Below are 21191 nucleotides of genomic sequence, written 5' to 3'. Positions count from 1 at the left end.
ACCCCCGCCGTCCCCGCCATCCCCGGTGATCAAGAGGTTTACGTCAATCCGAGCGCATCAGGTGACGCAAACCTCTTGATCAACTGACGCAAACCTCTTGATCACCGGGGGCGGGACGCCGGAGGGACCGGGGGGAGGTGGCAGGGCGGGAGGCGGAGGGGGCGGGGGAGGGGGAGGGGGAGGGGTGGCGGCGGGTGAGGGCGGGACCGGATGAGGGGGAGAGTGTGGTGCGAAGGCTCGGGATCGGTGTGGTCGGGTTGGTGCTGGTGGTGGTCGGTGGGCTCGCGGCGAGCGGGCCGGCAGCGGCCACCGGCGGGGGTGGCGGGGCTGCGGCGGTCGGGCCGGCCGCCGGCAGCGCCACGGCGGGTGACGCCTGTGTGGTCGATCCGGCGGTGCCGAAGCGGCAGTTCCGGGCGATGTGGATCTCGTCGGTGGTGAACATCGACTGGCCGAGCGCGGGTTCCCGTACCGCCCCCGACCGGATCGCCGCCCAGCAGGCCGAGTACCGGGGCTGGCTCGACCTGGCGCAGCGGCTGCATCACAACGCCGTCGTGGTGCAGGTCCGGCCGACCGCCGACGCGTTCTGGCCGTCGCCGTACGAGCCGTGGTCGGAGTACCTGACCGGGGTGCGGGGACAGGATCCGGGCTGGGACCCGCTGGCCTTCCTGGTCGCCGAGTCGCACCTGCGGAACCTGGAGTTCCACGCCTGGTTCAACCCGTACCGGATCTCCATGCCGGCGCCCGGGGGCGCGGGCGCGGACCTGGGGCAGCTCGCCCCGGGGCATCCGGCCCGGCAGCACCCGGAGTGGACGTTCGCCTACCCGCCGGCCGGCGTCGCCGGCAGCCGGCTCTACTACGACCCGGGGGTCCCGCAGGTCCGCGAGTTCGTCCAGACCGCGATGCTCGACGCGGTACGCCGGTACGACATCGACGGTGTGCACTTCGACGACTACTTCTACCCGTACCCGAGCGGCAGCTACCAGGTGCCCGACGACGCCACGTTCGCCGCGTACCACCGGGGGTTCACCGACCGGGCGGCCTGGCGGCGGGACAACATCGACCTGCTGATCCAGGAGACGGGCACCCGGATCAAGGCGGTGAAGCCGTGGGTGAAGTTCGGGGTGAGCCCGTTCGGCATCTGGCGCAACGCCAGCGTCGACCCGGCCGGCTCGGACACCACCGGCAGCCAGTCGTACGACATCATCTCCGCCGACACCCGCAGGTGGGTCAAGCAGGAGTGGATCGACTACATCGTGCCGCAGCTCTACTGGTACATCGGCCAGTATCCGGCCGCCGACTACGCCCGGCTGGTGCCGTGGTGGGCGCAGACGGTACGCGGAACCCGGGTGCAGCTCTACGTCGGCCAGGCGGACTACAAGAGCGGCGATCCGGCGTACGGCACGTACTGGATGAACCCGCAGGAACTGTCGGATCACCTGACGTTGAACCGGGCGTACCCGGAGGTGCTCGGCAACGTGCACTTCTCGGCGGTGCAGGTGCGGGCCGACCGGCTGGGCGCGACGAGCCGCTACGCCGCCGCGCACTACTCCCGGCCGGCGCTGGTGCCGACCATGGCGCATCTGCCGGCGAAGCCGCTGCCGCGCCCGGTGCTCACCCGCGCCGAGCGGACCGCCGACGGGGTGCGGCTGCGCTGGCGGCAGCCGGTGCCGGGCACCGCCACGTCGTACGCGGTCTACCGCTTCGACGGGCTCGGGCCGGTCGACGGGTGCGACCGGGCCGACGCCACGCACCTGCTCGGCACGGTCCGGGCCGCCCCGGGGCAGCAGCAGTCCTGGGTGGACGACACCGCCGAGCCCGGCCGGGCGTACACCTACCAGGTGACCGCGTTGGACCGGGCGTGGAACGAGAGCGCCGCCTCGCCGGCCCGGGTGGTGCGCTGACCGGACGCGGACGCCCCGGGCGTCGCGACGCCCGGGGCATTCGTCTGTTTCGACGCATGTCACCAATACGTCGCCTCCGCCCCGCCCCACCGACCGGATATTGATCGAGACTGATCGAGTTCCGGTTACCAGCCGGTGACGCACCGTACCGCCCATCCCGCGGAGGAACCCGTGTCCCGTCGTCTCGCCACCGCCCTCGCCGCCGGCGCGTTCGCCCTGCTCAGCGTGCTCGGCGTCGGCTCGCCCGCGTCCGCCGCGGTGAGCACCTCGCAGAAGCTCAGCGTGCTCAGCAGCTGGACCCAGACCAGCGCCAGCAGCTACAACGCCTGGAACTCCGGCCGCCTCAACCAGGCCGCCTGGGCCGACTACGGTTTCGACTGGTCCACCGACTACTGCTCGTCGAGCCCGGACAACCCGCTCGGCTTCACCTTCAACCTCGCCTGCTACCGGCACGACTTCGGCTACCGCAACCACAAGGCGATGGGGATCTTCTCGGCCAACAAGTCCCGCCTGGACAGCGCCTTCTACGAGGACCTGAAGCGGGTCTGCGCCACCTACAACTCCGTCGTCCGGCCGGCCTGCACCAGCCTGGCCTGGACGTACTACCAGGCGGTCAGCATCTTCGGTTCGGTCGCCGCCGTCTCGCAGGCCGACCTCGACCGGGCCGCCCGGATGAAGGCCGACGCCGAGCGGGCCGCCGCCCGGCGCGGCTGACCCCGCCGGGGGCCGACACCCGACCTGTGGTGCCGTCCAGGGTTCCCCGGACGGCACCACAGGTCAGGCCCACTCCTCCCGACGGTCGGCCTCACGGTGGTGGACCGGCCTGGGCGTCAACGGGCCGGTCGCCCGGAACCGGATCGAGTCGGCCGCCAGGTCCGGATGCTCCACCGCGAACGCCAACGCCGCCGCCTCCTCCAGGCCCAGCTCACCACCCTCGCCGTAGGCGGCGTCGAAGGCCGCGTCACCGAGGATGCGCCGCAGCTCGGCCTGCTGCTGGAGCCAGTACGTGCCGTAGATGCCCGGGGTGCCGCGCAGCCGCGCCCGGGTCGCCTGGGCCGCACCGAACAGCCGGGCCGCCGTCAACGGCTCCCCGCCCAACGCGCACCGCACCGCCACCGCGTTCACCGTGTCGCAGGCCCGCCCGTGGTAGCCGTGCCCCATCCGGGCCCGCAACGCCACCAGCAGGTGCTCGTGCGCGGCCACCAGGTCACGCCGGGCCAACGCCACCATGCCCAGCAGCATGTCCACCGACCGGTAGCCCCGCTCCACCGGCCGGGCCGCCTCCACCGGTCGGGCCGCCCCGAGCAGCTCCGCCGCCTCCGTCAACGCGCCCCGCCGCCACAGCAGCTCGGCCAGGTTGTAGACGGCCAGCAGGGCGTCCCCGCTGACCTCCAACTCGCCCGCCCAGTCGATGACCTCCCGGCAGACCCGCTCCGCCTCGGCGAACTGCCCCATGTCGACGAGCGGCACGGCCCGCCCGGCGAGCACCCGGGCCAGCAGCCCCGCGTCGCCGGCCTGCCGGGCCGCCGCCTCCGCACGCTGCGAGAACCGCAGCTCCTCGGCGAACTCGCCGTCCGCGCCGGCGTGCAGCGAGTGCAGGTGGTACGCCGCCGCCAGCTCCGCCTCGGGAATCGCCTCGCCGGTCTCGGCGATCCGCCCGTACAGCCGGAACAGCCACAGCCGGGCCTCCCGGGACAGCCCGCGCTCGCGCCACCACTGGTCCAGCCCACCGGCCAGCCGCAGCCCGGCGCGGGCGCTGCCCCTGGTGGCCGACCAGCGCAGCGCCGAGCGCAGCTCACCGGCGAGCGGGTCGACCGCGTACAGCGACAGGGTGACCGGTCGGCCGTCCGCCCCCAGGTGTGCCCGGTGCAGCGCGTGCTGGGCCCAGGCCACGTGCCGGTCCCGGGCGGCCTGCTCCTCACCGGTCTCGACCAGCCGACGCGCCGCGTACGCCCGGATCGGGTCGAGCATCCGGTAGGTGCTGCCCGAGGCGTGCGGCTCGGCCAGCACCATCGACTTGTCCACCAGCACCGACAGCGGGTCGAGCGGGTCGTCACCGATCAACCACTCCACCGTGGCCAGGTCCACCGGCCCGGTGAAGACCGCCAACCAGTGCAGCAGCCGGGCCGCGCGGGGCCCCAACGTGCGGTACGACCAGGTGACAGTGGCCTGCATGGTGAGGTGCCGCTCGGTCGCCGACCGCTGCACCGCCCGGTGCGCCGGGCTCGGCGGCGTCTGGCCGGAGGCCGCGGCGACCAGGTCCACCGTGTCCTGCTGGTTGCCCGCCCAGCCCCGCTCGGGGGGCCGCTCCGGCACCCCCCGACCGGCGTCGAGGGTGCCCAGCATGTCGTCCAGCCGGGCCGCCAACTGGCCGGCGGAGAGCACCCGCAACCGGGCCGCGGCCAGCTCGATCGCCAACGGCAACCCGTCCAACCGCTGCACCACCCGACGCAGGTCCGCGGCCTCGGTCCACTCCGGTGGCCGCCCGCCCCGGGCCGCCGCCGTACGGTCCAGCAGCAGCGCCACCGCGTCGCTCTCGGTACGCCCCGGCTGCGGGTCGACCGCCAGCGGCGGAATCCGCCACACCACCTCGCCGGGCAGACCGAACGCCTCCCGGCTGGTGGCCAGCACCCGCAGCCCGCTGCCCCCGGCGAGCAGCCGCGAGATCACCTCGGCGCAGGCCGCCGGCTGGGCGTCACAGGTGTCCAGCACCACCAGCATCCGCCGGACGGCCGCGTACTCGACCAGGGTGTCCAGGATCGGGCGGCCCGGTTCCGGCCGGGCCCCGAGCACGGCGGCGATGGCGAACGCCACCAGCCCCGGGTCGGTGACCGTGGCGATGTCGACGAACCACACCCCGTCCGGGTACGCCTCCACCTGGCCGGAGGCCACCTCGACGGCGAGCCGGGTCTTGCCGGCCCCACCCGCGCCGACCACCGTGACCAGCCGCTGGCGGCGGATCAGCAGGTCCAGCTCCACCCGCTCGGTCTCCCGGCCGACGAACGAGCTGACCTGGGTGGGCAGGTTGTGCGCCAGCGCCTCGGCGGTGTTCGGGCGGGGGAACTGCCGTTCCAGCCCCGGCGCGACGAGCTGGAACAGCCGTTCCCGGTCGTCGAAGCCCCGCAGCCGGTGCAGGCCCAGGTCGATCAGGGTGGCCCCGGCGGGCAGCGGGTGGGCCAGCCGCTCGGTCGACGCCGAGCAGAGCACCTGCCCACCGTGCGCGGCGGCGGCCACCCGGGCGGCCCGGTGCACCTCGGGGCTGGCGTACTCGCCGTCGCGGGGCTCGGCGAAGCCGGTGTGCAGTCCCATCCGTACCCTCGGCGCGGCCTCCGGGTTGGGCCAGTCGTGGGTGGACAGCGCCCGCTGCGCGGTCAGGCAGGCGGTCAGCGCCGCCGACGCGTCCGGGAAGGCGAGGAAGAACGAGTCCCCCTCGGTGAGCAACTCCGCGCCGTCGGTCGCGGCCAGGGTGTCGCGCAGCAGCCGGCGGTGCTCCCAGAGCACCGGGCGGTAGTCGGACCCGAGCAGTTGGGCCAACCGGGTGGAACCTTCGATGTCGGTGAAGACGAAGGTCACCCAACCGCTCGGGAGGTGCATCCGTGGCGACATGCGTGGACCTCCGCCCCTGACGTCGGGTTCATGCTGCCCTATGGTCGACCGGTCACGCATCGTAAGAACGGTCGGGCGATATCAGACCCAAGGGGTCACTCATCCCGGCGTACCGGCCCGCCGAACCGTTACATCGGGCCGGTTGCGGTGCGGTCGGTGGCCGGCCAGGTCAACAGCCGCAGCCGCCGCCGCAACAACCACCGCCGGCGGCGGGACCCGCCGGGGCGCCGCCGGCGGCGGAGCCGCCCCCACGTCCGGTGACCGCCACGGTGGACAGCAGCTTGACCGTGTCGGCGTGACCCTGGGGGCAGTCGGCCGGCGCACCGGCCTCGGCCATCGGTCGGTTGACCTCGAAGGTGTCGCCGCAGGCGCGGCAGCGGAACTCGTACCGGGGCATGGGCCCACCCTACGGCCGGACCTGACTCCCCGGCCGACATGGGTGATACTCAAACAGTGGTGAGCGGCGAAGATTCGACGGAACGGCCCCTGCGCGCAGCGACCCCGCCCGAGGACGTGCCTCCCGCTCCGCGTCGCGGCTGGCTCCCCCGGCCCCGCCGACCCCGCCACGACACCCTCACCCCGCCGGCCGCCGGACCCGCCGCCGGTCCTCCCCCGGCCGCTGCTCCTCCGTCGGCCGCCGGGACGGACGCCCGTCCCGGGTCCGATGCGCCGGCCGCCCCGGGCGGCGGGACCGGGCCCGCCGAGCCGGCCGCCCCCGGCGCAGGGACCGAGCCCGCCGGACCGGCCGCGAGGACCGACGGGACCGCAAACGCCGACGCCGGGGAGGTTTCCGAGCCGGCCGCGAAGACCGAGCCGGCCGCGAAGACCGAGCCGGCCGCAAAGACCGAGCCGGCCGCGGAGACCCAGCCGGCCGCGGAGAAGACCGAGCCGGCCGCGAAGACCGACGGGACCGGGGAGAGCGGCACGGGCGACAGCGCCGCAGCCGGGGTGAAGACCGGTCGGCGGCGGCGGGTGCCGTTCGCCCACGCCGTCCGGCTGCCGCCGCCCCGGCAGGCGGTGGGAGCAGCGACCCGGGCCACCCGGGCCTGGTCGCGCCGGCCCAGCGGCCGGTTGACCCTCCCCGGCCTGTTCCTGTTCGCGCTGGTCGCGGCGACCGCCGCGGTCGGTGCGGTGGTGGTGCCGAGCGCGGTCCGGGCACCCCGGCCGGTGGCCGTGGACGACAGCGCCTCCGCCGGCCCCGAGGCCCCGTCGGCCGGGGCGACCACCGGAGTGCCGGTGTTCCCGGGTGTCACCCCCACCCTGCCGCTGGGCAGCTTCCCGTCGGCCGGGGCCGTGCCGAGCGGGTCGGGCGTACCGCCCGCCGCCGGCCGGCCCGCCGACGCGCTGGGCGACTGGGCCCGGGTCACCGGCAGCAAGGCGGGCGTCTCCCCGATCGCCATGCAGGCGTACGGCTACGCCGAGCTGGTGCTCGCCCAGACGAACCGGAGCTGCCAGCTGAGCTGGACCACGCTCGCCGCGATCGGCTACGTGGAATCCCGGCACGGGCAGGCCAACGGCGCGACCCTCGGGCCGGACGGCCGGGCCACACCGGAAATCATTGGTGATCCGCTCGACGGCAAGGGCGGGCGGTCCCTGATCCGGGACACCGACGGTGGGCTGTTCGACCGGGACACCGTCTACGACCGGGCGATCGGGCCGATGCAGTTCATCCCGACCACCTGGCAGCAGGTCGGCGCGGACGCCGACAACGACGGCCGCAAGGACCCGCACGATCTGGACGACGCGGCCCTCGCCGCCGGGAACTACCTGTGCCAGGGCGGCCGGAACATGACCATCCCCGGCGACTGGTGGGGGGCCATCCTCTCCTACAACGACGTACGCCGCTACGCGCAGGACGTCTTCGACAAGGCCCAGGAGTACGGGCGCGCAAGCCGTACGTGAGGTGATCGTTCGCATACATTGGCGGACCGGACACTTCCCCCGAAGAGCCGTTGACGGCAAGCTAGACGCGTGATGGTGCGCGAATGGGACCCCCGAACCGCGTCGTCCGCCGAGATCGGCTCCGTGCTGGACACGCTGAACGCGGTTCTCGCGGCCGACCTCCCGCAGGACCCGCCGTGGCGGGAGGATTCGCTGCGGGAGTACCTCTCCGAGGTGATGCCCGGCGAACGACGCATCTCCTGGGTGGCCCACGCCGATCCGCCGGCCGACGGGGGCCCCGCCCCGATCCTCGGGCACGTGCACGTGCTGCTGCTCGGTGACATCGGCGTACTGGAGGTGCTGGTGCACCCGGCGGTCCGTCGCAGCGGGCTGGGCCGGGAACTGGTGCGCACCGCAGCCCGCCGGGTCTACCAGGAGGGCTTCCGGTCGATCGGGGTCGAGGTGGTCGGCGACACCCCGGCGATCGGCTTCTACTCGTCGCTGGGCTTCACCCGCGAGTACGTCGAGACCCGCAGCGTGCTCGACCTCGGCACGGTCGACTGGACGGCGCTGACCGAGATGGCCGCCGCCGTCGACCCGGGCTACCACCTGGAGTTCTACCCGGGTGGGCCGTCCGACGACCTGATCGAGGCGTACGCCCGGGCGAAGGCCGAGGTCCGCGACGTCGAGGACGGCGAGCTGCGCCCCAGCTCGTACGATCCGCAGCGGCTGCGGGACAGCCTCGACACGCTGCACCGGCGGGGCATGAAGCCGTACATCGTGCTCGCCCTGCACGAGCGCACCGGCACGGTGGCCGGCCTGACCGAGGTGGTGGTGCCGGTCCAGCACCCCACCCGCGCCGACCAGTACGACACCATCGTGACGCGTGACCATCAGGGCAACGGCATCGACCGGGCGATCAAGGCGCGGATGCTGCTGGAGCTGCGCTCCGCCGAGCCGGAGCTGACCGAGGTGCAGACCTGGAACACCCAGGCCAACGAGGTGATGCTCAAGGTCAACGCCGAGCTGGGCTACCAGCCCGACCGGGACTGGTGCGAGTACAGCGTGGACGTCGCCGAACTGGTGCACCGGCTCGACACCCACCGCTGAGCAGGGCGGCCGGCGGCATCCGGTCGGGGGCGTCGGGCAGCACTGTCGCGAATTCACCACATCGCCGCCCGGGGGATGGACGGCGGACAGCGACGCACCTTAACGTGCGTTGGTTCCCGTCCACCCATCGTGGAGGCCCCATGCGCCTGCGCCGCAGATTCGCCGCGCTCGCCACCGTCGCCGTCGTCGCCGTACCGGTGCTCGGCGTCGCTCCCACCGCGGCCACCGCCGCGCCCACCGACCTGTTCATCTCCGAGTACGTCGAAGGCTCGTCCAACAACAAGGCTATCGAGCTGTACAACGGCACCGGCGCAGCGGTCGACCTGACCGCCGGCGGCTACCAGCTCCAGCTCTATTTCAACGGGTCCACCACGGCCACCACGATCGCCCTCACCGGCACCGTCGCCGCCGGGGACGTGTTCGTCTTCGCCGCCGCGTCGGCCGGCCCGGCGATCCTCGCCCAGGCCGACCAGACCACCGGCGCGAGCCTGTTCAACGGCGACGACGCGATCGTGCTGCGTCGGGGTGCCGTCGTGCTCGACGCGATCGGGCAGGTCGGCGTCGACCCGGGTAGCGAGTGGGGCAGCGGGCTGACCAGCACCGCCGACAACACGCTGCGCCGGCTGCCGTCGGTGTCCAGCGGGGACACCGACCCGTCCGACGCGTTCGACCCGGCCGCCCAGTGGGCCGGCTACCCCACCGACACCTTCGACGGGCTGGGCGCGCACACTCTCGACGGCGGCGGCCCGGTCGACCAGCCGGCCGTGCTGACCTGCGGCGGGACGTTGACCATCGAGGCCGGCGCGACCGGCACCCGGGAGGTCACCGGCACCGACCCGGACGACACGGTCGTCGACCTGGCGGTCACCGCGGTCGCCCCGGCCCCGGCGGGCGGCTCGATCAGCCGTACCGCGTTCACCCCGGCGACCGCGCCGGGTGGCACGGCGACCGCGACGGTCACCGCCACCGGCCTGCCCGCCGGCACGTACACGGTCACCGTGACCGCGACGGACACCGACGGCGGCACCGCCACCTGTTCGCTCACCGTGCAGGCCAACGGGGTGCTGTCGGTGGGCCAGGTGCAGGGCCCGACCCGCGACGACGAGAACCCGCGTACCGACCGGTCGCCGCTCGCCCCGCCCTCCGGCACCGGCACCAGCCCGCTGCTGTACGACGTGCGGGGCGTGATCACCCAGAAGTCGCTGGCCCGTACCTCGGCCGGTGCCGACCAGTACGGCTTCTACCTGCAGAGCCGCACCGGCACCGAGGACGGCGACCCGCTCAGCTCGGACGGGATCTTCGTCTTCATGGGATCCTTCACCACGCTGATCGGCGGCTACGCGCCGACCGTCGGCGACGAGGTGGTGCTGCGCGGCCGGGTGTCGGAGTACTTCGACCAGACCCAGCTCTCCGGTGCCTCGCTGGTCCGCCGACTCGACACCGGGCTCGACGTGAACACCGCCGTGACCGTGGACGACGCCGTCCCGCCGGCCGACGCGGCGGCAGCCGACCGGTTCTGGGAGCGGCACGAGGGGGCCCGGTTGCGGGTCCGTAGCGGCTCCGGCGTCACCGGTCCCCGGGACGTGTTCGGCTCCACCGCCGACTCCGAGGTGTGGGTGGTGGACCGGGCGGACCCGCTGCTGAAGCGGACCGACCCGTACGCCCGCCGGGTCTTCCGGGACGCCCACCCGCTGGACGACGTGCCGGGGCAGGTCTTCGACAACGGCAACGGGCAGCGCATCCTGCTCGGCGGTGGCGGCGTGAAGGCCACCGCCGGTGACTCGACGGCGCTGCTCCCGCCGGCCCGTACCTTCGACACCCTCACCGCCGACGCGTTCGGCGCGGTGTCGTACGGCTTCAGCAAGTTCAGCGTGCAGCCGGAGTCGCTGGCCCTGACCGCCGGGGTGGACCCGGCGGCGAACAACCCGCCGCGCCCGGCGGACCGGGCCCGGGAGGTCGCGGTGGCGACCTACAACGTGGAGAACCTGTACGACTTCCGCGACGACCCGTTCGACGGCTGCGACTTCACCGGCAACGCGGGCTGCCCGGGGGTGTCCCCGCCGTTCGACTACGTGCCGGCGAGCGAGGCCGAATACCGGGAGCACCTGTCGGAGCTTGCCGCGCAGATCCGCACCGACCTGCACGCCCCGGATCTGATCCTGGTGCAGGAGGCCGAGGACCAGGACATCTGCTCGGTCTCCGGCGGCAGCCTGGTCTGTGGCACCACCGACAACGCCGACGGAGCGCCGGACACCCTCCAGGATCTGGCGTTGGCGGTGCGGGCCGCCGGTGGTCCCGCCTACGCGGCGGCGTACGACCGGACCGGCGCGGACGCCCGGGGCATCACCTCGGCGTTCCTGTACCGCACCGACCGGTTGTCGCTGGCCGGGGCGAGCGCCACCGACCCGCTGCTCGGTTCCGCGCCCACCGTGCAGTACCGGTCGGCGGGGCTGGCGTCCAACGCGGACGTGCAGAACCCGAAGGCGCTCAACGCGGTGCTGCCGGCCGACACCGACACCTCGACCGGCAAGGACGGCAACAACGTCTTCACCCGGGCCCCGCAGCTCGGCAAGTTCGTGGTGAAGGCGACCCCCGGCGGGTCGGAGTCCTACCTGCTGTACGCGCTGAGCAACCACTACTCGTCCGGGCCGGACACCCGGGTCGGGCAGCGCACCGAGCAGGCCGCGTACGGGGCGGCGATCGTCACCGCGATCGAGGCGGCCGACCCGGACGCCCGGGTGGTGTACGGCGGGGACCTGAACGTCTTCCCCCGCCCGGACGACCCGATCGCGACCGGGGCGAACCCGACCCCGTCGGACCAGCTCGGCCCGCTCTACCGCGCCGGCCTGCGTAACCTCTGGGACGACCTGGTGGCCGACGTGCCGTCGGCGGCGTACTCGTACAGCTTCCAGGGGTCGGCGCAGACGCTGGACAACCTGTTCGTCAACGACGCGCTGCACGCCGACCTGGTGCAGATCCGGGCCGCGCACGTCAACGCGGACTGGCCTGCGGAGTTCACCGGGGACGGCACCCGGGGGGCCAGCGACCACGACCCGCAGGTGGCCCGGTTCCGCAGCCAGCCGTCGCTGCGGGTGGCCGACGCCACCGTGGTGGAGGGCGACCGGGGCACCAGCACGATGACGTTCCAGGTCACCGTGTCCCGTCCGCTGTCCCAGCCGACCACGCTCTGCGCCGCCACGGTGGGGCTCACCGCGACGGTGGTGCTGGACTTCACCCCGTACGTCGGCTGCCGGACCCTGCCCGCCGGGCAGACCTCGCTGGCGTTCCCGGTGACCGTTCGCGGTGACCAGAAGCGGGAGCCGGACGAGAAGATCGCCTTCGCGGTGGCCGGCCCGTTGAACCTGCGGTTCGCCGACCTGCTGGCGATCGGCACCATCACCGACGACGACTGAGCGTCGCGTACCTCCGACGGCCCGTCGGTCCGGCTTCCCGCCGGATCGGCGGGCCGTCACCATGGCGGGCGCACCACCCGGGGCGGCGGTGGCACGTTGCGGTACTTCGCCACCCGCACCTCCCACTGGCTCCGGCGGCGCATCGCGTCCCGGACGGCCCGGTTACGGTAGAACGTCTCCGGTGGCCGGGCGAGCCCGTAGACGTCCGCCCACCACTCACCCGGTTCCGGGTCCAGAATCGTGTCCAGGTGCGACGGGTAGCGGCGGCCCGCACCGTCCCGGGCGTCGTCGCGGTCCCGCATCGGGGTGAGCACCCGACCGAACTCGTCGACCACGGCCAGCCGGAAACCGGCCGCCGCGATGATCCGGCGCAGCAGGGCGATGCTCGGGGTGAGCGCACCCGCCTCGATCCGCCCCACCGTGCCGTGATGCACCCCCGCCCAGCGCGCCAGTTCCCGTTGACTCGCGTCGGCACGCCGCCGGACCGCCCGCACGATCCCGGCCGCCGGCCACGGCAGGTCGTAGGGCGTGCTGAGGAAGGTCGGCGGCTCGTCCCCTTCCCCGTCCGGCGTCGGAGGGGAGGTGGCAGCCGGGCGGGTGTCCGGGGCGGTGGGAGCCGCGGGGACCGGAGTGGGGTGGGTGCCAGGTCGGTGCGGCGGCGCGGGGTCGGTCATGTCGCCACCGTCGCGCCCGGCCGAACCCCGTCGCAATCCCGCCGTCATCACCTGTGGACAACGCCCAGGCCTGTGGAAAACCCGCTTCATTTGCGACCCGGCATCGATTACACAGGGTCACTTCACCGACCCGACCCGTCAATTACCGTGAGTCATGTCACCTCGGGCAGGGATCCACATCACCAAGATCCGCAAAAACAGCCTGAACAGCGGAAACGCCCAACCTCTCTCCACCCAGCCCTACTCCCCCTCGCACGCTTTGCTCTGCTGCCGAATCGGCGACAGGCACCCACGGTAAGCGTCGCATAGAGGGCAGCAGAGCAAAGCGTGTGAACCAGGGTGGTGGAGGGGGAGCCGAAAAGTGCGGAGAGTAACCAGATCGGTTGACCGCCGAGCAGGCGGTCGACGCCGATGAGGGACCAGCCACGCCGGCAGCAGGCGCCCGCCGACGGCGGCGGGGCCGGGGAGCCAGGTGCAGGGGCGTGGGCGAGGAGCCACGGCCACGGGCGTGGGCCACGGCGTCCGCAGCCCGCCCCCGCGATCAGTAGCGCTGGCGCAGCAGCTCGGCGGCCTCGACCGCCCAGTAGGTGAGGATGATCTGCGCACCGGCCCGACGGATCGAGGTGAGCGTCTCCAGCATCACCCGCTCGCGGTCGATCCAGCCGTTCGCGGCGGCCGCCTCGACCATCGCGTACTCGCCGGAGACCTGGTAGGCGGCGACCGGGACGTCCACGGCGGCCCGGACCGCCGCCACCACGTCGAGGTAGGGCAGCGCGGGCTTCACCATCACCAGGTCGGCGCCCTCGGCCACGTCCAGCTCGACCTCGCGCAACGATTCCCGCAGGTTCGCCGGGTCCTGCTGGTAGGTGCGCCGGTCACCGTCGAGCGCCGACTCGACGGCGTCGCGGAACGGGCCGTAGAAGGCGGAGGCGTACTTCGCCGCGTACGCCAGCACCGCCACGTCGGCGTGGCCGGCGGCGTCCAGCGCCCGGCGGACGACGCCCACCTGGCCGTCCATCATCCCGGACGGGCCGACCATGCCGACCCCGGCGTCCGCCTGGGCCACCGCCATCTCGGCGTACGCGGCCAGGGTCGCGTCGTTGTCCACCCCGCCGTCGGGGGTGAGCAGCCCGCAGTGACCGTGCGAGGTGAACTCGTCGAGACACAGGTCACTCATCACCACGGTGGCGTCGCCGACCTCGGCCACCACGTCGCGGATGGCGACGTTGAGGATGCCGGCCGGGTCGGTGCCGCCGGAGCCGGTCGGGTCCCGCCGCTCGGGCACCCCGAACAGCATGATCCCGCCGACCCCGGCCTGGACCGCCGCCACGGCCGCCTTGCGCAGCGAGTCCCGCGAGTGCTGGAGCACCCCCGGGAGCGACGCGATGGCCCGTGGCTCGGTCAGCCCCTCCTTGACGAACATCGGCACGACCAGCTCGGCCGGGTCGACGCGGGTCTCGGAGACCAGCCGCCGCACGGCCGCGTTGCGACGCAGCCGGCGGGGCCGGATCTCGGGGTACGGCATGAGGGGCCTCCCAGTACGGCTAGCGGAACCTGAGCGCGGTCGGCCCCTGCACCTTCGAACCCCGACGCTGCTTCGCCGGCATCGCGGCGAGCTTCTCACGCAGTTCGACGGCGTAGGCGGCCAGCGCCTCGACCAGGTCGGGCACCGAGGCGTGCGGCGGCTGCACGTCGACCCGCAGGCCGAACTCCGTCGCGGTCTCCGCCGTCTTGGGCCCGATGACGGCAACCACGGTACGCGCGTGCGGCTTCCCGGCGATACCGACGAGGTTGCGCACCGTCGAGGAGGACGTGAAGAGCACCGCGTCGAACCCGCCTGACTTGATCGCGTCGCGGATCTCGGCGGGCGGCGGGGCGGCCCGGACCGTGCGGTACGCGGTCACGTCGTCGACCTCCCAGCCACGCTCGGTGAGCCCGGCGGCGAGCGTCTCGGTGGCGATGTCGGCGCGGGGCAGCAGCACCCGGCCGACCGGGTCGAGGATCTCGTCGTGCGGGGAGAACTCGGCCAGCAGCCCCTCGGAGGACTGCTCCCCGGCGGGCACCAGCTCCGGCTGGATGCCGAAGGCGCGTACCGCGTCGGCGGTGGCCTCACCGATGCAGGCGATCTTGACGCCGCCGAAGTGCCTGGCGTCGAGACCGTGCTCGGCGAACTTCTCCCAGACCGCCCGGACCGCGTTGACCGAGGTGAAGATCACCCAGGCGTACCGGCCGTCGACCAGCCCCTTGACCGCCCGCTCCATCTGGGCGGGGGTGCGCGGCGGCTCGACCGCGATGGTCGGCACCTCGCACGGGATCGCCCCGTACGCGCGCAGCCGGGCGCTCATCGCGCCAGCCTGCTCCTTGGTCCGGGGAACGAGCACCTTCCAGCCGTACAGCGGGCGGTTCTCCCACCAGCTCAGCCGGTCCCGCTGGCCGACGCCCTCGCCGACGGTGAGCACCACCCGGCCGGTGAAGCCGAGCGCCGCCGCGACGAACGAGTCCACGCTCGACGTGGTGGTGTACTGCGTCTCGCCGGTGCCGTCGCCGGTCACCCCGACCCCGGTGGTGCCGTCCACCCCGGCGGCCAGCAGGCCGTCCCGCACGGCGGCCAGGTCACCGGCGTCGACGGCCAGGGCCAGTGACCCCCGGCCGACGGCGGCGGCGAGCGCGTCGAAGTCCAGCGTGCCGACGTCCTCGACGTCGGCGGCGGTGCGTACCCCGGGCAGCGGCACCCCGGCGTAGGTGGCGACGCCCTCGGCCTGGCCGACGCCCGGCACCACCTCGAAGTGCGCGGCGGTCCGCGCGACCGCCTGCACCTCCTTGACCACCGAGTCGTGGCCGAACGGGTCGCCGGCGACCAGGTGCACCGCGTTGAGCCCGGAGCGGGCCGCGCTGATGAGCATCTTCGCCACGTCGCCCGGTACGCCCTCGGCGGGGCTGAACTGGGCGTCGGACCGGGCCTGGGCCCGGACCACGTCGAGCAGCGTCTCGGGGACTCCCCGGTCGTAGACCACCTGGTCGGCGTCGACCAGGGCGTCGTGGGCCCGGCGGGTCAGCAGGCCCGGGTCACCGGGTCCGGCGCCGACGAACGCGATGCGGCCGACGGGCTTACGGGTGCGGGTCATTCTGTGCTCCCAAATTGCTGGGTCCCCGGGCCGGTGCTTCCTTCGTGGCCGAGGATCGAGTCGGCGCCGAGTTCGAGGAGTTCGGCGGCGAGTGCCTTGCCGATCTCCGCCGCGTCGGCGGGCGTTCCGGTGCGGGACAGCCGGAGGTCTCGCGAACCGTCCGGGCTGATCACCGCCCCGCGCAGGTAAATCTCGTCACCGTTCTCGCCTTCGGCGAGTTCGGCGTAGGCGGCGACCGGGGCGGAGCACCCGGCCTCCAGGGTGGCCAGCAACGCGCGTTCCGCGACGACCGCGGCCCGCGACGGTGCGTGGTCGAGCACGGCGAGCAGCTCGACCAGGTCGGAGTCGTCGGCCCGGCACTCCACGGCCAGCGCGCCCTGGGCGGGCGCGGGCAGCATGAGCATCGGGTCGAGCGTTTCGGTGATCACGTCGGTGCGGCCGAGCCGGGCCAGCCCGGCCCGCGCCACGACGACGGCGTCGAGGTCGGCGTCCGGGCCGAGCACCCGGGCGAGCCGGCTGTCGACGTTGCCCCGGATCGGGGTGACCTCCAGGTGCAGGCCGAGGGCGTGCAGCTGGGCGATACGGCGCAGCGCCCCGGTGCCGACCACGGCCCCCGCCGGCAGCTCGGCGAGGGTACGCCCACCGGTGGCGACCAGCGCGTCGCGCGGGTCCTGCCGGGGTGGCACGGCCGCGACGTGCAGCCCGCTCGCCCCGGCGGTGGGCAGGTCCTTGTACGAGTGCACGGCCAGGTCGATGGTGCCGGCGGTCAACGCGTCGCGCAGCGCCGAGACGAAGACGCCGACGCCGAGGCGTTGCACCGGCGCGGACGACCGGTCCCCGGCGGTGACCACCTCGACCAGCTCGACGGCGCGGCCGGTCGCCGCGGTGACCGCCTCGGCGACGTGGCCGGACTGGGCCATCGCCAGGGCGCTGCCCCGGGTGCCCAGGCGCAGGGGGGTACTCATCGCTCACCTCCGGTGGACGGCTGGTCGGTGTCGGTCGCCGGCGCGTCGGCGCCCCCGAACGGACCACGGCCGTCGACGGTCTCGACCACGTCGGGCACCGAGTCGACCCCGGAGGTCTGCGGCACCTGGAGGTCGAACAGCTCGCGCAGCAGCGCGGCGTACTGGTCGCCGCCCGGCTCGGCGGCGAGCTGGCGGACCCGGACGGTGGGCTGGTGCAACAGCCGTTGCACCACCCGGTGCACCGTGCGGGCCACCTCGGCACGCTGGTCGTCGCTGAAGTCGGGGCGACGCTGGGCGAGCCGGCGCAGTTCGGCGGTGACCACGTCGTCGGCGCGACCGCGCAGGGCGGCCACGGTGGGTGCCACGTCGGCTCCGCGCAGCCAGCTCAGAAACGCCTCGACCTCGGCGGTCACGATCCGGCCGACCTCGGCGGCGTCGGTGGCGGCTGGGCCGTCGGCGAGCAGGGTGGCCATCCGGTCGATGTCGATCACCTCGACGCCGGGCAGCCCGGCCACCTCGGGGGCGACGTCGCGGGGCACGGCGAGGTCGAGCAGGACCAGCGGTCCACGGTCGGGGTCGCGGCGGTCGAGCGCCTGGGTCACCACGTCGACGGTGAGGACCGGTTCGGTGGCCGCGGTGGCGGCCACTACGATGTCCACTGTGGAGAGCGCGGGGACGAGTCCGGCGATCGGGACGGCGTTCGCGCCGTACGACTCGGCCAGCCGGACGGCCCGGTCGGCCCCCCGGTTGGTGACGGTGAGCGGCCCGGCGGCCCGGCGGGACAGCGTCGCCACGCTCAGCGCGCCCATCGCGCCCGCCCCGACCACCAGGGCCGGCCGGCCGGCGAGGTCGCCGTCGAGCAGTTCGGCGGTGAGGTCCAGGGCTGCGGTGACGACGCTCTGGCCGGCCCGGTCGATGCCGGTCTCGGCGTGCGCCCGCTTGCCGACCCGCAGCGCCTGCTGCATCAGCTCGTGCAGCAGCCGCCCGGCGGTGTCCGCGCCGGAGGCCCAGTGGTAGGCGTCGCGGAGCTGGCCGAGGATCTGCGCCTCGCCGACCACCATCGAGTCCAGCCCGGCGGCGACCCGGAAGACGTGGTCGACGGCGGCCGAGTCGTAGTGCACGTAGAGGTGGCTGGCGAAGGCGGCGGGCGGCGCGCCGGCCTGCTCGGCGAGGACGGCGCAGACGTCGCCGAGACCGCCGTGGAAACCGGACACGGCGGCGTACACCTCCACCCGGTTGCAGGTGGAGACGAGCACCGCCTCGGCGACGTACGGCTGGGCGACCAGGCGGTCCAGGGTGCGGGTGAGGTCGGCGGGGGCGACCGCCAACCGCTCCAGCGTCGCCACGGGAGCGGTGCGGTAGGACGCGCCGACGACGAGCAGCTTCACGTGCCGATCGCCTCCTGGGTGTCGGGGGTCGCGAGCCCGCCGGGCAGGGCGGTGAGGGCGGAGCCGCCGGCGGCGGGCAGCGCGGTCAACGACGCCTTGCGGTGCTCGTGGAAGGACAGGATCTGAAGCTCGATGGCGAGATCGACCTTGCGCACGTCGACCCCGTCCGGCACCGAGAGTACGCACGGCGCGAAGTTGAGGATGCTCGTGACGCCGACGGCGACCAGCTGCTCGGCCACCGCCTGGGCGGCCGGCGCGGGGGTGGCGATCACGCCGATCGAGATCGCCTCCTCGGCGGCGACCCGGGGCAGCTCGTCGACGTGCCGGACGACCAGCCCGTTGATCATCTCGCCGACCCGCGACGCGTCGGCGTCGAACAGGGCGGCGATCCGGAAACCCCGGCTGGCGAAGCCGTCGTAGCCGGCCAGGGCGTGACCGAGATTACCCACCCCGACCAGGGCGACCGCCCGGCGCTGGGTGAGCCCGAGCACGAACTCGATCTGGTCGATCAACAGGGCGACGTCGTAGCCGACCCCCCGGGTGCCGTACGAGCCGAGGTGGGAGAGATCCTTGCGGAGCTTGGCCGAGTTGACCCCGGCCGCCCCGGCCAGCCCCTCGCTGGAGACCGTCTCGTGGCCGGCGTCGGCGAGGTTGTGCAGGGCGCGGAGATACTCGGGGAGCCGTGCGACGGTCGCCTCCGGGAGGTCCGGGAGCGCCGGTACGGCACCGGCGCGGCCGGGCGCGCCAGGGTGACGGTGCTGACTCATGAGACTCCGTGCGGTGCGATCCTCGGCCGGCTCCGGTGCCCGCCCGTTGGGGGACCCCCGCCGGTGACCGGGCGAGCCGGCCGTGCTAGCAGGGCGCGTCGAAACTACAGAGTAGGCGCTTGTGAAGACGTGCACAAATCGCGATCTTGCTGAATCGCGGCCGCCCTGCACCTGCTCCCCCATCCCACAAGATCGATCGGGCACGCCAGCGGTGCCGCCGCGCGATTATTGCGCAATCCCGACTTCTCTCACCAATCGCGCTCGCTCGATGACCCAGCGTGATCCACGCCACCCTAGAGCTGGGGGGTGGTCAGGTCGCGCAGCAACCGCTCCTCCTCCACCCGCCAGTAACCGTGCTCCTTGCCGTCGAGCAGCACCACCGGCAGTCGGTCGCCGTACTCGCGCTCCAGCTCGACGTCGCCGGTGACGTCCTTCTCCACCCACCGGTCCCCGGTGACCGCCACCACCCGGTCCAGCGCGGCCTTGGCGTCCTCGCACAGGTGGCAACCGGGCCGGGTGATCAGGGCGAGCCGGGCGGCAGTGGACATCGGGACCTCCGGGTGAGGGCGGCCGGAGTCGGCCGCGACGGGGATGCGCACGGTGGCGGACCGCTGCGCACCGGTGCCGGATGCCCGGCGGCGGGCCGGGCCCACCCGCCCAGTCTCGCCCGTCCCCCGGTGCGGCACACCCGGGACGGCCGAGCCGGTCGCGCGGTGGCTGAGTCTGACACGCCGTCGGCCGCCCGGCCAGGCCCACACACCGGACGGTCACGCACCGTCGACCGGACCACCCGATCGGGGCCGGCGCAACCACCCGCGCAGCCGCGCCGGGCGGACCTGTGGACACTGCCCGGCGGACCGGACGCGCGGGGCCCCGGCGGCCCTCCACCACCCCCCTGGGCTGCAATTTCCACCAGGGAACAAGCCGTGACGTGAAAGTCAACCGACCACGACGGACAACCGGTCCGCCAGGGGTCGGCGAGCCGGGCAAATACTTTGGCCCTGTGTAACGGACTTGGCACACGCGGGTGACGTTGGCCCTATCATCACTCGGGTCGGCTCACCCCATTTGCCGTGAGTCGACACCCCTCAGCCCGAGGAGGCCCCCGTGCCTGTGCGCGCATTGGACCAGCACCTCAAGGGGATCTGCCGCGCGTCGGCACCCCCCCACACGGCCCTGCCCGTCCGGGGCAGACCCGGCACGGCGGCCGTCCACCGCCGTCCGGTCACCGTCGTGACCCGCTGCGGGGAGGCCCGGTGACCGCCTTCGGCTACCCGGATCGTCCCACCGGACTGACCGGGCCGACGCCCCGGGCCACCGTCAACGAACGGCTCGACCCGGCCCGCCCGGAGGCGACGCCCCGCCGGCCGCACCAGCGTCCGCACCCCAACGAGGCGGCCCCCCGGCCCGCCGCCCCCGGCGGCAACGCCACGCCGGCCGGCCGGGTGACCTCCCACTCCCGGCCCCCGATGCCGACGCAGACCCGACGGGTCGGTGAGCCTCCCGCCGTCACCGACCCGGCCGGTGGGGAGACCGCCGTGATCCCGGTGGTGCCGGCCGACGACACCGCCGTCATCCCGGCCGTGCCCGCCGACGACACCGCCCTGATCCCGGCCGTACCCGACGGGCCGCCGCCGGCGCCGGCCGCCGAGCCGCCCGGCACCGCGGCGACGCCTGCCGGCACCTCCCCCACCGGCTTCCCGAGCCGCCCCGACCCCTCCGACCCGGCCACCGAGGTCTGGACCCTGGTGGAACGGGCCCAGGCCGGCGAGGCCGAGGCGTTCGGCCTGATCTACGACCGGTACGTCGACACCGTCTTCCGGTTCGTCTACTTCCGGGTCGGCAACCGGCAACTGGCCGAGGACCTCACCTCGGACACCTTCCTGCGCGCCCTCAAACGGATCGGCAGCTTCACCTGGCAGGGCCGCGACCTGGGCGCCTGGCTGGTCACCATCGCCCGCAACCTGGTCGCCGACCACTTCAAGTCCGGCCGCTACCGGCTGGAGGTGACCACCGGCGACGTGCTCGACGCCGACCGGGAGGACCGGGGGCCGGAGGGCAGCCCCGAGGCCGCGGTGGTCGAGCACATCACCAACGTCGCGCTGCTCACCGCCGTCACCCGGCTCAACCCGGAGCAGCAGGAGTGCATCGTGCTCCGCTTCCTCCAGGGCCTCTCGGTGGCCGAGACCGCCCGCGCGATGGGCAAGAACGAGGGAGCGATCAAGGCGTTGCAGTACCGCGCGGTCCGCGCGCTGGCCCGGCTGCTGCCGGACGGATTCCAGCCCTGACCTGCAGCGACGATCACTCTTCGTGATTTCGCTCCCGACCGCCCCGTAACCGGGGCCCGGCACGGAGCGTTTC

General features: G+C 74.0%; 15 protein-coding genes. 6 read left to right on the top strand and 9 right to left on the bottom strand.

Annotated elements, in window-relative coordinates:
- Nucleotides 1-227 precede the first annotated feature (227 nt).
- Nucleotides 228-1901, top strand: a complete 1674-nt coding sequence (locus ACN267_RS27995) for a family 10 glycosylhydrolase (RefSeq protein WP_421490012.1) — start codon at nt 228-230, stop codon at nt 1899-1901.
- 171 nt (nt 1902-2072) lie between these two features.
- Nucleotides 2073-2615, top strand: coding sequence for a phospholipase (locus tag ACN267_RS27990; RefSeq protein ID WP_421490011.1), 543 nt, complete (start codon nt 2073-2075; stop codon nt 2613-2615).
- A 63-nt stretch (nt 2616-2678) separates the two neighbouring features.
- Here ACN267_RS27990 and ACN267_RS27985 read toward each other — a convergent pair whose 3' ends face one another.
- Together ACN267_RS27985 and ACN267_RS27980 are read right to left on the bottom strand one after the other, a co-directional pair.
- The gene (locus ACN267_RS27985; protein WP_204957622.1) at nt 2679-5507 is read right to left on the bottom strand and encodes an ATP-binding protein; all 2829 of its coding nucleotides are present in this window, start codon (nt 5505-5507) and stop codon (nt 2679-2681) included.
- A gap of 169 nt (nt 5508-5676) precedes the next feature.
- Nucleotides 5677-5904 (bottom strand): FmdB family zinc ribbon protein, encoded by a 228-nt coding sequence (locus ACN267_RS27980; protein ID WP_421490010.1) that lies wholly within the window; start codon nt 5902-5904, stop codon nt 5677-5679.
- A 38-nt stretch (nt 5905-5942) separates the two neighbouring features.
- On the opposite strand from ACN267_RS27980, the gene ACN267_RS27975 reads away from it, so the two are divergent.
- The 3 genes from ACN267_RS27975 to ACN267_RS27965 all read left to right on the top strand — a co-directional run bounded on the left by ACN267_RS27975 (nt 5943) and on the right by ACN267_RS27965 (nt 11911).
- Nucleotides 5943-7409 (top strand): lytic murein transglycosylase, encoded by a 1467-nt coding sequence (locus ACN267_RS27975; RefSeq protein ID WP_421490009.1) that lies wholly within the window; start codon nt 5943-5945, stop codon nt 7407-7409.
- A gap of 72 nt (nt 7410-7481) precedes the next feature.
- Complete coding sequence (locus ACN267_RS27970; RefSeq protein ID WP_281903376.1) at nt 7482-8498, top strand: GNAT family N-acetyltransferase; 1017 nt, start codon at nt 7482-7484, stop codon at nt 8496-8498.
- Nucleotides 8499-8638: 140 nt separating this feature from the next.
- Nucleotides 8639-11911 carry a lamin tail domain-containing protein gene (locus ACN267_RS27965; protein WP_421490008.1) on the top strand — a complete coding sequence of 1091 codons (3273 nt, stop codon included), beginning with the start codon at nt 8639-8641 and terminating at the stop codon, nt 11909-11911.
- A gap of 56 nt (nt 11912-11967) precedes the next feature.
- Here ACN267_RS27965 and ACN267_RS27960 read toward each other — a convergent pair whose 3' ends face one another.
- The 7 genes from ACN267_RS27960 to ACN267_RS27930 form a co-directional block, all read right to left on the bottom strand.
- Nucleotides 11968-12585 (bottom strand): helix-turn-helix transcriptional regulator, encoded by a 618-nt coding sequence (locus ACN267_RS27960; RefSeq protein WP_239484961.1) that lies wholly within the window; start codon nt 12583-12585, stop codon nt 11968-11970.
- Nucleotides 12586-13126: 541 nt separating this feature from the next.
- Nucleotides 13127-14110, bottom strand: a complete 984-nt coding sequence (gene hemB, locus ACN267_RS27955; RefSeq protein WP_204957618.1) for a porphobilinogen synthase — start codon at nt 14108-14110, stop codon at nt 13127-13129.
- Between the two features lie 19 nt (nt 14111-14129).
- Nucleotides 14130-15710 (bottom strand): uroporphyrinogen-III synthase, encoded by a 1581-nt coding sequence (locus tag ACN267_RS27950; protein ID WP_204957617.1) that lies wholly within the window; start codon nt 15708-15710, stop codon nt 14130-14132.
- Complete coding sequence (gene hemC / locus ACN267_RS27945) at nt 15707-16675, bottom strand: hydroxymethylbilane synthase (protein ID WP_421490007.1); 969 nt, start codon at nt 16673-16675, stop codon at nt 15707-15709. Before hemC ends, ACN267_RS27950 begins: the two co-directional genes overlap by 4 nt.
- The gene (locus ACN267_RS27940) at nt 16672-18063 is read right to left on the bottom strand and encodes a glutamyl-tRNA reductase (RefSeq protein WP_421490006.1); all 1392 of its coding nucleotides are present in this window, start codon (nt 18061-18063) and stop codon (nt 16672-16674) included. Before ACN267_RS27940 ends, hemC begins: the two co-directional genes overlap by 4 nt.
- Complete coding sequence (locus ACN267_RS27935) at nt 18060-18830, bottom strand: redox-sensing transcriptional repressor Rex (protein ID WP_145921832.1); 771 nt, start codon at nt 18828-18830, stop codon at nt 18060-18062. The genes ACN267_RS27940 and ACN267_RS27935 overlap by 4 nt, the downstream gene beginning before the upstream one ends.
- A 293-nt stretch (nt 18831-19123) precedes the next feature.
- The gene (locus tag ACN267_RS27930) at nt 19124-19378 is read right to left on the bottom strand and encodes a glutaredoxin family protein (protein ID WP_145921833.1); all 255 of its coding nucleotides are present in this window, start codon (nt 19376-19378) and stop codon (nt 19124-19126) included.
- A 708-nt stretch (nt 19379-20086) separates the two neighbouring features.
- On the opposite strand from ACN267_RS27930, the gene ACN267_RS27925 reads away from it, so the two are divergent.
- A complete protein-coding gene (locus tag ACN267_RS27925) occupies nt 20087-21118 on the top strand; it encodes an ECF subfamily RNA polymerase sigma factor, BldN family (RefSeq protein WP_204957614.1) in 1032 nt (343 codons plus the stop codon).
- Nucleotides 21119-21191: the final 73 nt, after the last annotated feature.

This window comes from Micromonospora sp. WMMD734, from assembly GCF_049178975.1.
GTDB lineage: Bacteria > Actinomycetota > Actinomycetes > Mycobacteriales > Micromonosporaceae > Micromonospora > Micromonospora wenchangensis.
Note: the sequence above shows the minus strand (reverse complement) of the source record. Positions and strands in the feature narration are given on the sequence as shown.

What these genes read in the sequence shown, in the direction of transcription:
- ACN267_RS27985 (WP_204957622.1), bottom strand. Translation starts at nt 5,507, where the DNA reads ATGTCGCCACGGATGCACCTCCCGAGCGGTTGGGTGACCTTCGTCTTC.
- ACN267_RS27980 (WP_421490010.1), bottom strand. Translation starts at nt 5,904, where the DNA reads ATGCCCCGGTACGAGTTCCGCTGCCGCGCCTGCGGCGACACCTTCGAG.
- ACN267_RS27975 (WP_421490009.1), top strand. Translation starts at nt 5,943, where the DNA reads ATGGGTGATACTCAAACAGTGGTGAGCGGCGAAGATTCGACGGAACGG.
- ACN267_RS27970 (WP_281903376.1), top strand. Translation starts at nt 7,482, where the DNA reads ATGGTGCGCGAATGGGACCCCCGAACCGCGTCGTCCGCCGAGATCGGC.
- ACN267_RS27965 (WP_421490008.1), top strand. Translation starts at nt 8,639, where the DNA reads ATGCGCCTGCGCCGCAGATTCGCCGCGCTCGCCACCGTCGCCGTCGTC.
- ACN267_RS27960 (WP_239484961.1), bottom strand. Translation starts at nt 12,585, where the DNA reads ATGACCGACCCCGCGCCGCCGCACCGACCTGGCACCCACCCCACTCCG.
- hemB (WP_204957618.1), bottom strand. Translation starts at nt 14,110, where the DNA reads ATGCCGTACCCCGAGATCCGGCCCCGCCGGCTGCGTCGCAACGCGGCC.
- ACN267_RS27950 (WP_204957617.1), bottom strand. Translation starts at nt 15,710, where the DNA reads ATGACCCGCACCCGTAAGCCCGTCGGCCGCATCGCGTTCGTCGGCGCC.
- hemC (WP_421490007.1), bottom strand. Translation starts at nt 16,675, where the DNA reads ATGAGTACCCCCCTGCGCCTGGGCACCCGGGGCAGCGCCCTGGCGATG.
- ACN267_RS27935 (WP_145921832.1), bottom strand. Translation starts at nt 18,830, where the DNA reads ATGAGTCAGCACCGTCACCCTGGCGCGCCCGGCCGCGCCGGTGCCGTA.
- ACN267_RS27930 (WP_145921833.1), bottom strand. Translation starts at nt 19,378, where the DNA reads ATGTCCACTGCCGCCCGGCTCGCCCTGATCACCCGGCCCGGTTGCCAC.